General features: G+C 66.7%; 12 protein-coding genes and 1 pseudogene. 2 read left to right on the plus strand and 11 right to left on the minus strand.

Annotated elements, in window-relative coordinates; all coding sequences use genetic code 11:
- From H0X90_RS23130 to H0X90_RS23160, 7 genes and pseudogenes are all read right to left on the minus strand, one after another.
- Positions 1–247, minus strand: a pseudogene (locus H0X90_RS23130) (acetyl-CoA C-acetyltransferase); the annotation flags it as partial.
- Positions 248–535: 288 nt separating this feature from the next.
- Positions 536–1120 (minus strand): TIGR01841 family phasin, encoded by a 585-nt coding sequence (phaP, locus tag H0X90_RS23135; protein ID WP_006491043.1) that lies wholly within the window; start codon positions 1118–1120, stop codon positions 536–538.
- A 497-nt stretch (positions 1121–1617) separates the two neighbouring features.
- Positions 1618–2382, minus strand: coding sequence for a ParA family protein (locus H0X90_RS23140; RefSeq protein WP_034201359.1), 765 nt, complete (start codon positions 2380–2382; stop codon positions 1618–1620).
- A gap of 101 nt (positions 2383–2483) precedes the next feature.
- Positions 2484–3107: a DNA-3-methyladenine glycosylase gene (locus H0X90_RS23145; protein WP_043206190.1), complete on the minus strand. Its 624-nt coding sequence runs from the start codon at positions 3105–3107 to the stop codon at positions 2484–2486.
- On the minus strand, positions 3094–3624 hold the full coding sequence (gene mug / locus H0X90_RS23150) for a G/U mismatch-specific DNA glycosylase (RefSeq protein ID WP_077189738.1): 531 nt from the start codon (positions 3622–3624) through the stop codon (positions 3094–3096). Before mug ends, H0X90_RS23145 begins: the two co-directional genes overlap by 14 nt.
- A 122-nt stretch (positions 3625–3746) precedes the next feature.
- Positions 3747–4295: a single-stranded DNA-binding protein gene (locus H0X90_RS23155; protein ID WP_006499008.1), complete on the minus strand. Its 549-nt coding sequence runs from the start codon at positions 4293–4295 to the stop codon at positions 3747–3749.
- A gap of 99 nt (positions 4296–4394) precedes the next feature.
- The gene (locus H0X90_RS23160) at positions 4395–5582 is read right to left on the minus strand and encodes an MFS transporter (protein ID WP_006483141.1); all 1188 of its coding nucleotides are present in this window, start codon (positions 5580–5582) and stop codon (positions 4395–4397) included.
- Between the two features lie 264 nt (positions 5583–5846).
- Between H0X90_RS23160 and uvrA the strand changes: the two genes are divergently transcribed.
- The gene (gene uvrA, locus H0X90_RS23165) at positions 5847–8732 is read left to right on the plus strand and encodes an excinuclease ABC subunit UvrA (protein WP_006483142.1); all 2886 of its coding nucleotides are present in this window, start codon (positions 5847–5849) and stop codon (positions 8730–8732) included.
- A 220-nt stretch (positions 8733–8952) separates the two neighbouring features.
- Positions 8953–10035 carry an AI-2E family transporter gene (locus tag H0X90_RS23170; RefSeq protein WP_006483146.1) on the plus strand — a complete coding sequence of 361 codons (1083 nt, stop codon included), beginning with the start codon at positions 8953–8955 and terminating at the stop codon, positions 10033–10035.
- A 93-nt stretch (positions 10036–10128) separates the two neighbouring features.
- Here H0X90_RS23170 and purU read toward each other — a convergent pair whose 3' ends face one another.
- The 4 genes from purU to H0X90_RS23190 all read right to left on the minus strand — a co-directional run bounded on the left by purU (position 10129) and on the right by H0X90_RS23190 (position 13215).
- Positions 10129–11013, minus strand: a complete 885-nt coding sequence (purU, locus tag H0X90_RS23175) for a formyltetrahydrofolate deformylase (protein WP_006483149.1) — start codon at positions 11011–11013, stop codon at positions 10129–10131.
- 73 nt (positions 11014–11086) lie between these two features.
- On the minus strand, positions 11087–11953 hold the full coding sequence (locus H0X90_RS23180) for an NUDIX hydrolase family protein (RefSeq protein WP_077189763.1): 867 nt from the start codon (positions 11951–11953) through the stop codon (positions 11087–11089).
- Between the two features lie 5 nt (positions 11954–11958).
- Entirely contained in the window at positions 11959–12573 is a 615-nt protein-coding gene (locus H0X90_RS23185) for a LysE family translocator (RefSeq protein WP_006483140.1), read from the minus strand.
- Positions 12574–12648: 75 nt separating this feature from the next.
- Entirely contained in the window at positions 12649–13215 is a 567-nt protein-coding gene (locus H0X90_RS23190) for an adenine phosphoribosyltransferase (protein WP_034178636.1), read from the minus strand.
- Positions 13216–13238 lie beyond the last annotated feature (23 nt).

Raw genomic sequence — 13238 nt, forward strand, 5'->3', positions numbered from 1 at the left:
TCATCCCCGGCACGGCGTTCGGCAGCCCCGCCTTGATCAGCGACTGCCGCGCCGGGTTCTGCCCGGAGCCGGCCGTCAGCACCTGGCCCATGATCACTTCGCTGACCTGCTCGGGCTTCACGCCCGCTCGCTCCAGCACTGCGCGGATCACCGTCGCGCCCAGTTCGGGCGCCGCAATCTTCGCCAGCGAGCCGCCGAATTTGCCGACCGCGGTCCGCGCGGCCGATACGATCACTACATCCGTCATGTTCAATTCCTGCATCGAAATCAGTTCGTCGTTGTGACGCCGGCACGGGGCGACGGCGCGCGTCGGGCCAACCGGTGCGATCGCGGTCGCGGTCGCGCGCCGTGTTGGCGGGCGGCGCCTGTTCGCACCGGCGGCACGACACACCGCCGCACGGGCAACCGTGCACGGGCGTCTTGCGGCGCATCGGACGCTCGCCGGCCCCCGCGTGGCACACGCGGCGCCGGCGCCGTCCGGCGCCGATCAAGCGTGTCGCGCCTGCGCGCGACACGCGTTCAGCACGCGTTCAGATCACGCAGCCGATTCGCGCGCAGCCGCGGCGTCCTTGCGGGCGGCCGCAGCCGTCTGCTTGGCGCCGCGGGTGGCCGTTTCGCTGACTGCATCGAAACCGCTCTGCGCCGCTTCGATCGCCTGCCCCGTCGCTGCACGCACGGAGTCGGCCGCGGCGGTCGCCGCGGACAACGCCGAATTCAGCGCGGCCACCACCGGCGCCGAGCCGGCCGGTGCGTGCTTCGACAGTTCGCCGAGCACGTCCTTCAGGCGCTTGTCGTTCTGTTCGTACTGGGCCTGCGCGACCTTCGCCCATTCGGATTGCGTCGACACCGCGATGTCGAACAGATGGCGGCCATACGACACGACCTTGCCGGCCGCTTCCTGCGGCGCGGCGACCTGCTGCGCGAAGCCCGCGGCCGGGTTGTTGCCGTTGAACGCGTTCTTCAGCTTGTCCTCGTATTCCTCGAGCGCCGTGCGGGCCGCTTGCAGGTTGAGTTCGACGACGGCCTCGAAACCGTGGATCGCCGGACGGGCGATCGCGAACCAGGCGGCGATACCGGATTGATAATCGGCGGCGAGTTTTTCGGGGGCAAATACGGACATCGGGCACGCTCCTGTTAGCAATGCGAGAGACGACATAAAGAAAAATGGAAGCTTGATCGACAGCGCTTCCTTATTGACGACCCGTACCTGTTTGAGCACGAGCGGTTGAAGGAAGTCATTCTAGAGCGATTAATTGTCAATTAAATGGCATTAATGATAGGTATAAACCCTTATTACCCTTTAGAGTGGCCGCCTCAGCCCGGCGTGCCGACATCGCGGGCACAATTCCCGCACGCTCCGACCCGCAATGCCTTTTTACCTTTTTACAGCATAGCGCATCGTGACGTCGCGCAATATTTACCAATCCATTATTCCGTTTATTAGAAAACCGGCCCTCATTAAAAATGGAGTGGTCGCCGATGTAATCGTTTTTTCGGGATTTATTATGAAATCGTTTTCTGGATTATTAATGACGAATTCAATGATCGGATGAATTACGATCGCAATAAAAACGAGGCCGCTCGAAGCGGCCTTGGTCGATGCGGTGGGGCACGGGGTCAGCCGGCCAGTTCGCGATGCAGCGCGCGGAATTCCTGCGCGAGTTTGTGGGTCGGCTCGAGATGGATCACCGGCGTCGATTGCTGATGCGATTCGCGGATCTTCACCGACGCGGACAACCGCGACGCGAGCACCGGCAGCCCTTCGTCGACGAGTTCGTCGACCAGCCGTTGCGGCAGGCTCGCGCGCGGCTGGAACTGGTTGATGACGATCCCTTCGACTTCGAGCGCCGCGTTGTGGTCCTGCTGGATTTCCTTCACGTTCTCGAGCAGCGTGTACAGCGCGCGCCGCGAGAAATCGTCGCAGTCGAACGGGATCAGGCAGCGCTCGACCGCGATCAGCGCCGAGCGCGTATAGAAATTCAGCGCGGGCGGCGTGTCGATGTACACCGCATCGTAAGTATCGAGCTCGTTGAGCGCGTCGCGCAGCTTGTAGATCTTGTAGCGCGATTCGAGCTTGCCGTGCAGCGTGTCGAGATCCGGATGCGCGGGCATCACGTCGAGTCCGTCGAACGGGGTCGCGTGGATGAACGACGCGACGTCGACCGGCCGGAAGTTGAAGGTCAGCGCGGTTTCGAAGAAACCGGCCACGCCAGGTTGCGCGTCGGCCGCCGCATCGCCGAGCAGGTAGCGCGTCGAGTTCGCCTGCGCATCGAGATCGATGACGAGCGTGCGCAATCCTTCGCTCGCGCTGATCGCCGCCAGGTTGCAGACGATCGTCGACTTGCCCACGCCGCCCTTCTGGTTGAACACTACCCGCCGCATGGTGTCCCCTCGCTCGAAACGTCGAAACGGCCAGCTTAGCGGGTCAATCATGGCGACCGCGTGACGCAGGTCGAATTGGACGCGACAGTGCGCGCCACGCGTCACACGCGCGGCACCGCGCCCGATACGTAGCGGTTGCCGGGCACGCTCCACCGCCACGGGAGATCCTGGCCGACGCGAATGCCGATGCGCGGCCCGCCCGCCAGATCGGCGGGTGGCGCCAGCCCGTCGTCGACGATCGCGAACCCTTGATGCGCGCCGGCCAGGTCGACGCCATCCTGCGCGCCGCCGATCCCCATCGCCTGCGTCAGCCGGGCCGGCCCGCGGCACAAGTCGCGATCGCGCGTGCGCGGCGGCCGCGCCGCACGCATCTGTTCGAGTCCGTGCAGCGGCTCCAGCGCCCGGATCAGCACGCCCGTTCCCGCGCCGTCCGGGCCGCACACGCAGTTGCAGCACCAGTGCATGCCGTACGTGAAATAAACGTAGAAGTGCCCGGGCGGCCCGAACATCGTCGCGTTGCGCGGGGTCTTGCCGCGATAGGTGTGCGCCGCCGGATCGAGTGCGCCCGCATACGCTTCCACTTCGACGATGCGGCCGGCCCGGCCGTCCGCGGCCGCGAGGATCTTGTTGAGCAGTTGCGGCGCGACCTCGGTGGCCATGCGGTTGAAGAATGCGCGTGGCACGATGGCGCCCGGCCACGGAGCCGCCGTCTTACTGCGTCGCATCGTGTCCCTCCGTGATCGCCGCGGAATGAAGCTCGCGATACGCATCGATCAGATCGTCGAGCCCGAATGCGCGGTTTCTCCCGCTGGGATTCGGCAGCACCCACACCCGCGCATGCTCGATGCGGGCCGACTGCAATCCCCACGCGACTTCGCGCTGCCCCGACAGCGCCGAATAGGCCGCCTTGCCGAGAAACGCGACGAAGCGCGGCGCATGCTGCGCGACTTTCTGCTGGAACGCGGCGCCGGCGGCCGCGAATTCCGCGCGCGAAAGCTGATCGGCATGCGCGGTCGGCCGCGGCACCACGGCCGTCAGCCCGCAGCCGTAACGGAGGATCTCGCGATCGTCCAGCGGCGAAATTTCCGTCGGCGTGAAGCCCGCGAGATGGAGCACGCGCCAGAAGCGGTTGTTTCTCCCCGCGAAGTGATGGCCGGTCGCGGCCGCGAGCAGGCCGGGATTGATCCCGCAGAACAGGACGTCGAGATCGGGCGCGATGAGGTCGGGGAGTGCGTCAGCCACGGTTCATCCGGCGTGCGGCCGGCGGGAACGACGTAAACGAAACAAGGCCCGAAAACCCGGGCCAAGCGACTGGCTTGACTCGGATATTCGGGCCCATCGTGATGCGAGGGTGCGACTGGCGATCAGAACGGGATATCGTCGTCCATCTCGTCGAAGCCGCCGCCTGCCGGTGCGCTCGGACGGCTCTGGCCGCCACCACCCGCACCGCCACGCGCCGCGCCGCCGGCACGACCGCCGCCGCCACGCTCCGCCTGCTCGCCGCGACCGCCGCCACCACCACCGTAGCCGCCGCCATAACCGCCTTCGTCACCGCCGCCACCGCCGCCGCCCGAACCGCCGCGGCCGCCGAGCATCTGCATCTGTTCGGCGACGATTTCGGTCGAGTAACGGTCCTGGCCGTCCTGGCCCTGCCACTTGCGCGTGCGGATGCGGCCTTCGATATAGACCGACGAACCCTTCTTCAGGTATTCGCTGACGATTTCCGCCAGACGGCCGAAGAACGCGACGCGATGCCACTCGGTCATTTCCTTGAAATCGCCGCTCGCCTTGTCCTTGTAGCGATCGGTCGTCGCGAGACGGATGTTCGCAACCGCGTCGCCGCTCGGCAGGTAACGGACTTCAGGATCGGCGCCGAGATTGCCGACGAGGATGACCTTGTTGACGGATGCCATGTGTTTCTCCAGTAAATTCGATGCCGGGCCGCCCGCGTGTGTCGCCGGAACGGCCCGCCGGGCACGCCGGCGCGCTGCCGATGCCTGCCCGAGTGAGGTTCAGGCCTTGCGCGGCGGCGCCTTCATATTGGCCGCGATTATAAGCCACGCGGCCACGAGCCCCGAACACGTGTAGAACACCGTGTTCGCGCCCCCATGCTTCAGCAGCCAGCCGCCCACGATGCCGCCGAGCGCGAGCCCGATCGACTGCGTGGTGTTGTAGACGCCCGTGGCCGCGCCCTTGCGCGAACCCGGCGCGAGCTTCGACACGAGCGACGGCTGCGACGCTTCCAGGATGTTGAACCCGAGGAAGTAGACGAAGAGAATCGCCGCCACAATCAGGATGGTATGCGGCGCGCTGCCCAGCAGCAATTGACCGATCAGGATAGCCAGAATGCCGCCGAGCAGCACCGGCTTCATCTTGCCCCGTTTTTCCGCGACGATGATCGCCGGCACCATCATCACGAACGCGAGCCCCATCACCGGCAGGTAGACCTTCCAGTGCGCGGCGACCGGCAGCCCGCCGTCGACCAAGAGGCGCGGCACGACGAGGAACAGCGCCGTCTGCGTCGCATGCAGCACCAGCACGCCGAAGTTCAGGCGCAGCAGCTCGACGTTGTGCAGCACCTCGGCGAACGGCGCGGGCACGTGCACGGGCTTCGCCGCATCGGGCACGATCCACAGCACGACGCCGATCGCGAGGATCGACAGCACGCCGACGATCGCGAACAGCCCGCTCATCCCGACCCAGTGGAACACGATCGGCGCGCCGACGATCGCGACCGCGAACGACACGCCGATCGACCCGCCGACCATCGCCATCGCCTTCGTGCGGTTCTGCTCGGAAGTCAGGTCGGCGATGAACGCGAGCACCGCCGACGACACGGCGCCCATCCCCTGGATCACGCGGCCGACGATGATCCACGTGATGTCGTGCGCGAACGCGGCGACGAAGCTGCCGAGCGCGAAGATCACGAGGCCGGTGGCGATCACCGGCTTGCGGCCGAACTTGTCGGACGCCCAGCCGTAGAAGATATAGAACAGCGACTGCGTGACGCCGTAGGCCCCGAGCGCGATCCCGACGAGCAGCACGTTGTCGCCGCCCGGGATGGTTTTCGCGTAGACCGAGAACACCGGCATGATCATGAACAGGCCGAGCATGCGCAACGCGAAGATCGCCGCGAGCGACGTGGTCGCGCGCAGTTCGGGCGCAGTCATGCGGGAAGACGTGGCAGACGGATTGGACATCGGGAATGAATTTCGAATGATCGGAATGTCCGCCCGGCGGCGGGCGGCGGAAGATCAGGACCGGCGGCCTGGCGGCCTTTCGGGCGACGCGTCGGGGCCGGATGCAGACGGCCTGCGGGCCGCCCGGAACCGTGCGGCGCGACCGCATTCCCCGGCGCAGGTGTCGCCTTGCTGCCACCTGCTGTAAAGGCTGGGGGCCGTAAACGACGGTCTCGAAAAGCCGTTATAGTAGCAGGTTTGGTTCCCTCCATTTTCGCCAGGTTCATGGAACAGATCCGTATCCGTGGGGCACGCACCCACAACCTGAAAAACGTCAATCTCGACCTGCCGCGCCACAAGCTGGTCGTGATTACCGGGTTGTCCGGGTCGGGCAAGTCGTCGCTCGCGTTCGACACCCTTTATGCCGAAGGCCAGCGCCGCTACGTGGAAAGCCTGTCCGCGTACGCCCGCCAGTTCCTGCAGTTGATGGAGAAGCCCGACGTCGACCTGATCGAGGGGCTGTCGCCGGCGATCTCGATCGAGCAGAAGGCCACGTCCCACAACCCGCGTTCGACCGTCGGCACGGTCACGGAAATCCACGACTACCTGCGACTTTTGTACGCACGTGTCGGCACGCCGTACTGCCCCGACCACGACATCCCGCTCGAGGCGCAGAGCGTGTCGCAGATGGTCGACGCGGCGCTCGCGCTGCCCGAGGAAACCAAGCTGATGATCCTCGCGCCCGTCGTCGCGAACCGAAAGGGCGAGCACGCCGAGCTGTTCGAGGACATGCAGGCGCAGGGCTTCGTGCGCTTTCGCGTGCGCTCGGGCGGCGGCGCCGCGAACGAAGGCGTCGCGAAGATCTACGAGGTCGAGTCGCTGCCGAAGCTGAAGAAGAACGACAAGCACACGATCGACGTCGTCGTCGATCGCCTGAAAGTGCGCCCGGACATGAAGCAGCGGCTCGCCGAATCGTTCGAAACCGCGCTGCGCCTGGCCGACGGCCGCGCGATCGCGCTCGAGATGGATACCGATCACGAGCACCTGTTCAGCTCGAAGTTCGCGTGCCCGATCTGCTCGTACTCGCTGCAGGAGCTCGAGCCGCGCCTGTTCTCGTTCAACAACCCGATGGGCGCGTGCCCGGAATGCGACGGCCTCGGCCAGATCACGTTCTTCGACCCGAAGCGGGTCGTCGCGCACCCATCGCTGTCGCTGGCCGCGGGCGCGGTGAAGGGCTGGGACCGCCGCAACCAGTTCTACTTCCAGATGCTGCAGAGCCTCGCGGCGTTCTACGAGTTCGACATCGACGCCGCATTCGAGGATCTCCCCGAAAAGATCCGCAAGGTGCTGCTGTTCGGCTCGGGCAAGCAGACGATCCCGTTCTCGTACATCAACGAGCGCGGCCGCACGACGATCCGCGAGCACGTGTTCGAAGGGATCATCCCGAACCTCGAGCGCCGTTACCGCGAGACCGATTCGGTCGCGGTGCGCGAAGAGCTGTCGAAGTACCAGAACAACCAGCCGTGCCCGTCGTGCGACGGCACGCGCCTGCGCCGCGAGGCGCGCCACGTGCGGATCGGCACCGGCGACTACGCGCGCGGCATCTATGAAATCAGCGGCTGGCCGCTGCGCGACGCGCTCGGCTACTTCGACGGGCTGACGCTCGACGGCGCGAAGCGCGAGATCGCCGACAAGGTGATCAAGGAAATCGTCGCGCGCCTGACGTTCCTGAACAACGTCGGCCTCGACTACCTGTCGCTCGAGCGCAGCGCCGAGACCTTGTCGGGCGGCGAGGCGCAGCGCATCCGGCTCGCGTCGCAGATCGGCTCGGGGCTCACGGGCGTGATGTACGTGCTCGACGAGCCGTCGATCGGCCTGCACCAGCGCGACAACGACCGCCTGATCGCGACGCTCAAGCACCTGCGCGACCTCGGCAACTCGGTGATCGTCGTCGAGCACGACGAGGACATGATCCGCACGGCCGACTACGTGGTCGACATGGGCCCCGGCGCGGGCGAGCACGGCGGCGTCGTGGTCGCCGAAGGCACGCCGAAGCAGGTGCAGTCGAACCCGCAGTCGCTGACGGGCCAGTACCTGCTCGGCAAGCGCGTGATCGAGTACCCGGACGAGCGGCTCGCGCCCGATCCGGAGCGGATGCTGCGCATCGTCGACGCGCACGGCAACAACCTGAAGCACGTCGATCTCGAACTGCCGGTCGGCCTCCTGACCTGCATCACCGGCGTGTCGGGCTCCGGCAAGTCGACGCTGATCAACGACACGCTGTATCACGCGGTCGCGCGCCACCTGTACGGCTCGGCGGCCGAACCGGCGCCGCACGAGGCGATCGAGGGCCTCGAGCACTTCGACAAGGTGATCAACGTCGACCAGTCGCCGATCGGCCGCACGCCGCGCTCGAACCCGGCCACGTACACGGGCCTGTTCACGCCGATCCGCGAGCTGTTCTCGGGCGTGCCGACGTCGAAGGAGCGCGGCTACGATCCTGGCCGCTTCTCGTTCAACGTGAAGGGCGGCCGCTGCGAATCGTGCCAGGGCGACGGCGTGCTGAAGGTCGAAATGCACTTTTTGCCGGACGTCTACGTGCCGTGCGACGTGTGCCACGGCAAGCGCTACAACCGCGAAACGCTCGAAGTGCAGTACAAGGGCAAGAACATCAGCGAAGTGCTCGACATGACGGTCGAGCATGCGTACGAGTTCTTCAGCGCGGTGCCGGTCATCGCGCGCAAGCTGAAGACGCTGCTCGACGTCGGCCTCGGCTACATCCGCCTCGGCCAGTCGGCCACGACGCTGTCGGGCGGCGAGGCGCAGCGCGTGAAGCTGTCGCTGGAGCTGTCGAAGCGCGACACCGGCCGCACGCTGTACATCCTCGACGAGCCGACCACCGGCCTGCACTTCCACGACATCGCGCTGCTGCTGGAAGTGATCCACCGGCTGCGCGACCAGGGCAACACGGTCGTGATCATCGAGCACAACCTCGACGTGATCAAGACGGCCGACTGGGTGATCGACCTCGGCCCCGAGGGCGGCGCCGGCGGCGGCCAGATCATCGCGCAGGGCACGCCCGAGCAGGTCGCGAAGACGAAGGCGAGCTTCACCGGCAAGTACCTCGCGCCGCTGCTCAAGCGTCCGACCCGCAAAGTCGCGGCCGGCTGACGCCGCTCCACCCTGCCCGCGCGCGGCCGTCCGGCCGCGCGCCTCCTCGTTTTCCCTTCTGCGTTTACACCACGCGCCAAACGGCCCGTTTGCGGACCATAATGGCAGCTATACTTTACGGTCGTAAGGTTCGCCATCCGCACCAATCCGGTGCGGCGCCGGGCGGCCCGCACGCTGCCGCGCGCTGCGCGGCACGACACACGGACGACAGGAATCCACGATGGAGAAGCAACAAGAGTCGCGCGACACGCAGAACCGCGAGCCGCACCTGCGCAGCGTGCGGCTGACGAGCGACTTGAGCCTGCCGAAGCTGTCGGCGCTCGAGATCGGCAGCTATCTCTTCGCGCTCGTCATGATGTGGCTCGTCCTCGAGCTCCGGCTGCTCGGCGGGATGCTCGCCGGCCTGCTCGTCTACCAGCTGATCCACACGATCGCACCCGTGATCGAACGTCACACCACCAGCATGCGCGCGCGCTGGGTCGCCGTCGTGCTGTTGTCGATCGCGATCGTCGGCGCGCTCACCGGCCTGACGATCGGCATCATCGAGCATTTCGAGCACACGGTGCCGAACCTGCAGAGCCTGCTCGACCAGTTGATGCAGATCGTCGAGCAGACCCGCGCACGCACGCCGGCGTGGATCGCCAATCTGCTGCCCGTCGACGTCGAACAGATGAAGACGAAGGCGGCCGTGCTGATGCACTCGCACATGGACCAGCTCCAGCAAAGCGGCAAGAGCGTCGCGCGCGGCTTCGGCCACGTGCTGTTCGGGATGATCATCGGCGCGATGATCGCGATCGGCGTCGAGCAGGGCAAGGTGCGCCGGCCGCTGTCGACCGCGCTCGTCATGCGCGTGTCGCGCTTCTCCGACGCGTTCCGCCGCATCGTGTTCGCGCAGATCAAGATCTCGGCGATCAACGCGGCATTCACCGGCATCTACCTGCTCGTCGCGCTGCCGATCTTCCACCAGCGGCTGCCGCTGTCGAAAACGCTCGTGCTCGTCACGTTCATCGTCGGCCTGCTGCCGGTGATCGGCAACCTGATCTCGAACACGCTGATCGTCGCGGTGTCGCTGTCGGTCAGCATGGGCACCGCGATCGCGTCGCTCGCGTTCCTCGTGGTCATCCACAAGCTCGAATACTTCCTGAACGCGAAGATCATCGGCGGCCAGATCGAGTCGCGCGCGTGGGAGCTGCTGCTCGCGATGCTGATCATGGAAGCCGCGTTCGGGCTGCCGGGCGTGATCGCCGCGCCGATCTTCTATGCGTACCTGAAACGCGAGCTGTACCTGCTGCGGCTGATCTGAAGCCGCCCGGCAGCCAGCGGAAAGCAAAAACGCCGCGCCCCGTGAAGGGCGCGGCGTTTTCGTTTGCGGCGCGGGCCTGCCGGGGCCGGCGAATCAGCGGAACACGACCGTCTTCGTCCCGTTCAGCACGATCCGGTGCTCGACGTGCCACTTCACCGCCCGCGCGAGCGTCACGCACTCGACGTCGCGGCCGATCGCGGTCAGCTGGTCGGGCGTCATGCTGTGATCGACACGTTCGACTTCCTGCTCGATGATCGGGCCTTCGTCGAGATCGGTCGTCACGTAGTGCGCGGTCGCGCCGATCAGCTTCACGCCGCGGTCGAACGCCTGGTAGTACGGCTTCGCGCCCTTGAAGCTCGGCAGGAACGAATGGTGGATGTTGATCGCGCGCCCGGCGAGCTGCTCGCACATATTCGGCGACAGGATCTGCATGTAGCGCGCGAGCACGACGAGATCGGCCTGGTGCTCGTCGATCACTTCCAGCACGCGCGCTTCCTGCGCGGCCTTCGCGGCATCGGACGAGCCGCCGATCAGCGGAAAGTGATGGAACGGAATGTTGTAGCTCGCCGCGAGCTGGTAGAACTCCTTGTGGTTCGACACGATCGCTGGAATCTCGATCGGCAGCTGGCCCGTGCGATAGCGGAACAGCAGGTCGTTCAGGCAGTGGCCGATCTTCGACACCATGATCACGACGCGCGGCTTCACGGCCGCATCGTGCAGCTCCCAGCGCATCGAGAACTGTTCGGCGAGCGGCGCGAATTCCTTGCGAAGCGTGTCGAGCGCCGACGCGGCATCCACGCCGCCGCCGTCCTGCTCGAAGTGCACGCGCATGAAGAACTCGCTGGTGCGGCTGTCGCCGAACTGCGCGGAATCGAGGATGTTGTTGCTGCGCTCGAACAGGAAGCCCGAGACCGCATGGACGATGCCGTGCCGGTCGGGGCACGACAGTTTCAAGATAAAGCTGTGATCGGTCGGCATGACCGCTACTCCCATTGTTTCCGTATTCGTCAAATTGCCCGTTCGCGCCGCGCGGCTGCGCGCTCGGCGCGCGTCACGCCGCCGGGACGAACAGCGCGTCGATGCCGGCCGCGTCGGCCGCCGCAATCCAGCGGTGGCGCAGCAGCGTATCGAGCGTCGCGAGGCTCGCATCCATCGTCGCGCGGCCTTCGCGCAACCAGCCGATCACCTCGGGCACGCCGGCCAGCAGGTGCTCGGCCACTTCGCCGTCCTGGTTGCGTGGCGCGAAGTCGTGCGGCAGCGGCAGGTCGTACACGAAGATCAGTTCGGATTGCGTGCCTTCCGGCAGCGAATTCAGCACCAGCACCGTGCGGCCCGCGATCGCGCGCGCCGCCAGGTCGGCCGGAATGCCGGCTTCTTCCCAGCATTCCTTCGCGAGCGTCTCGTGAACGCCCAGCCCCCAGCCGATCCCGCCCGCGACGACGTTGTCGAGCATGCCGGGGTCGGTGGCCTTGGTCGCGCTGCGGCGGCCGAGCCACATCTTCGGCGCGGCCGCGGCGGGCGGCTCGCCCGGCGTAACCGTATATTCTACGATGCCGTTCACGTGCACCGCATAGGTCTGCGTGCCGAAGAAGCGCGACGCGGCGCGCTCGATGTACGCGAGCGGCGGATCGTCGAAGCGGTTGCGGATCGCGTAGATCTCGTCGCGCCAACCGGGAATCGCGCCTTCGGCGGCGAGCGCGCCGATCGCGCTGGCCAGCGCCATGCTGCGCGCGTCGACCGAATCGTAGCGCGCCGACAGCACGACGCGCTCGCCGGTCAGCTCGAACACGTCGGGCCAGCGCGCGAGCTTCGCGACATCCTGGCGGCGCACCCAGCCGACCGCCTGGCCGGCGATCTCGAAACGCAGGTGCGCGGCCGGATCGAAGCGGCGCGCGGCCGCGATGCACGGAAACGTCATCGTCATCAATCCTTCAGCGCGACGCGAATGCCGATCGCGATGAACGTCGCACCGGCGATCCGGTCGAGCCACACGCCGGCCTTCGGGCGGCGCTTCAGCCACGTGCCGATCATGCCCGCGCCGACGCCGAACAGCGAGAAGACCGCGGCCGTCTGCAGCATGAACAGCGCGCCGAGCTCGAACATCTGCAGCGTCACGCTCTGCGCGCCGTGCGGATCGACGAACTGCGGCAGGAACACGACGAAGAACAGCGTGACCTTCGGGTTCATCAGGTTGCCGATCACGCTCTGCCGGAAGATCGTGCCGAGCGGCTGCGGCGGCCGCGCATGCGCGTTCGCGAGGCCCTGGCTGCGCAGCGCCTTGATGCCGATCCACACGAGGTACGCGGCGCCCGCGAGCTTCAGGATCTGGAACGCGACCGGCGACGAACGCAGCACGGCCGCGACGCCGAGCGCCGCGAGCGTCGTGTGGAACAGGATCCCCGCCGTGAAGCCGAGCGCGGCGACGAAGCCGGCCGCGCGACCCTGCGAGATGCCGCGGGCGAGCACCTGCAGGTTGTCGGGACCCGGCGCGAACGTGATCGCGATCGACGTGGCGAGAAACAGCATGAAGTTGGGCATCGTGACCTCGCTGCGGAATGTGAACCAGGCGTGAATCAGCGCAAGCCGGGGCGGCCCGCCCCGGGGGACCGGCGTTCAGTGGCCGGAGAATTCGGTAACGGTGTAGACCGGCAGTCCGGCGTTGCGCAGCAGCGCCGAGCCGCCGAGATCGGGCAGGTCGATGATCGCCGCGCCCTCGACGACCACCGCGCCGAGCCGCTGCAGCAGGTTGCGCCCCGCCATCATCGTGCCGCCGGTCGCGATCAGGTCGTCCATGATGATCACGCGGTCGCCGGGGCGGCACGCATCTTCGTGGATCTCGACCGTCGCGCTGCCGTATTCGAGGTCGTACGATTCCGAACGGGTCTTGTACGGCAGCTTGCCGACCTTGCGGATCGGCACGAAGCCGACGCTCAGCTCGTACGCGACGATCGGCGCGATGATGAAGCCGCGCGCGTCGAGGCCCGCGACGTAGTCGAGCTTCGCGTCGACATAGCGTTCGACGAACAGGTCGACGAGGATGCGCAGCGCCTTCGGGCTCTGCAGCAGCGTCGTGATGTCGCGGAACTGCACGCCCGGCTGCGGCCAGTCCGGCACCGTGCGGATCTGGCTATGGATGAAGGCGACCGGATCGAGCGGTGCGCCCGACGACGAATGCGGCATGAAACTCTCCGAAAAAAACGGTG

This window comes from Burkholderia sp. 9775_39, assembly GCF_015712225.1.
Taxonomy (GTDB): domain Bacteria; phylum Pseudomonadota; class Gammaproteobacteria; order Burkholderiales; family Burkholderiaceae; genus Burkholderia; species Burkholderia cenocepacia.

What these genes read in the sequence shown, in the direction of transcription:
- phaP (WP_006491043.1), bottom strand. Translation starts at nt 1,120, where the DNA reads ATGTCCGTATTTGCCCCCGAAAAACTCGCCGCCGATTATCAATCCGGT.
- H0X90_RS23140 (WP_034201359.1), bottom strand. Translation starts at nt 2,382, where the DNA reads ATGCGGCGGGTAGTGTTCAACCAGAAGGGCGGCGTGGGCAAGTCGACG.
- H0X90_RS23145 (WP_043206190.1), bottom strand. Translation starts at nt 3,107, where the DNA reads ATGCGACGCAGTAAGACGGCGGCTCCGTGGCCGGGCGCCATCGTGCCA.
- H0X90_RS23155 (WP_006499008.1), bottom strand. Translation starts at nt 4,295, where the DNA reads ATGGCATCCGTCAACAAGGTCATCCTCGTCGGCAATCTCGGCGCCGAT.
- H0X90_RS23160 (WP_006483141.1), bottom strand. Translation starts at nt 5,582, where the DNA reads ATGTCCAATCCGTCTGCCACGTCTTCCCGCATGACTGCGCCCGAACTG.
- uvrA (WP_006483142.1), top strand. Translation starts at nt 5,847, where the DNA reads ATGGAACAGATCCGTATCCGTGGGGCACGCACCCACAACCTGAAAAAC.
- H0X90_RS23170 (WP_006483146.1), top strand. Translation starts at nt 8,953, where the DNA reads ATGGAGAAGCAACAAGAGTCGCGCGACACGCAGAACCGCGAGCCGCAC.
- purU (WP_006483149.1), bottom strand. Translation starts at nt 11,013, where the DNA reads ATGCCGACCGATCACAGCTTTATCTTGAAACTGTCGTGCCCCGACCGG.
- H0X90_RS23180 (WP_077189763.1), bottom strand. Translation starts at nt 11,953, where the DNA reads ATGACGTTTCCGTGCATCGCGGCCGCGCGCCGCTTCGATCCGGCCGCG.
- H0X90_RS23185 (WP_006483140.1), bottom strand. Translation starts at nt 12,573, where the DNA reads ATGCCCAACTTCATGCTGTTTCTCGCCACGTCGATCGCGATCACGTTC.
- H0X90_RS23190 (WP_034178636.1), bottom strand. Translation starts at nt 13,215, where the DNA reads ATGCCGCATTCGTCGTCGGGCGCACCGCTCGATCCGGTCGCCTTCATC.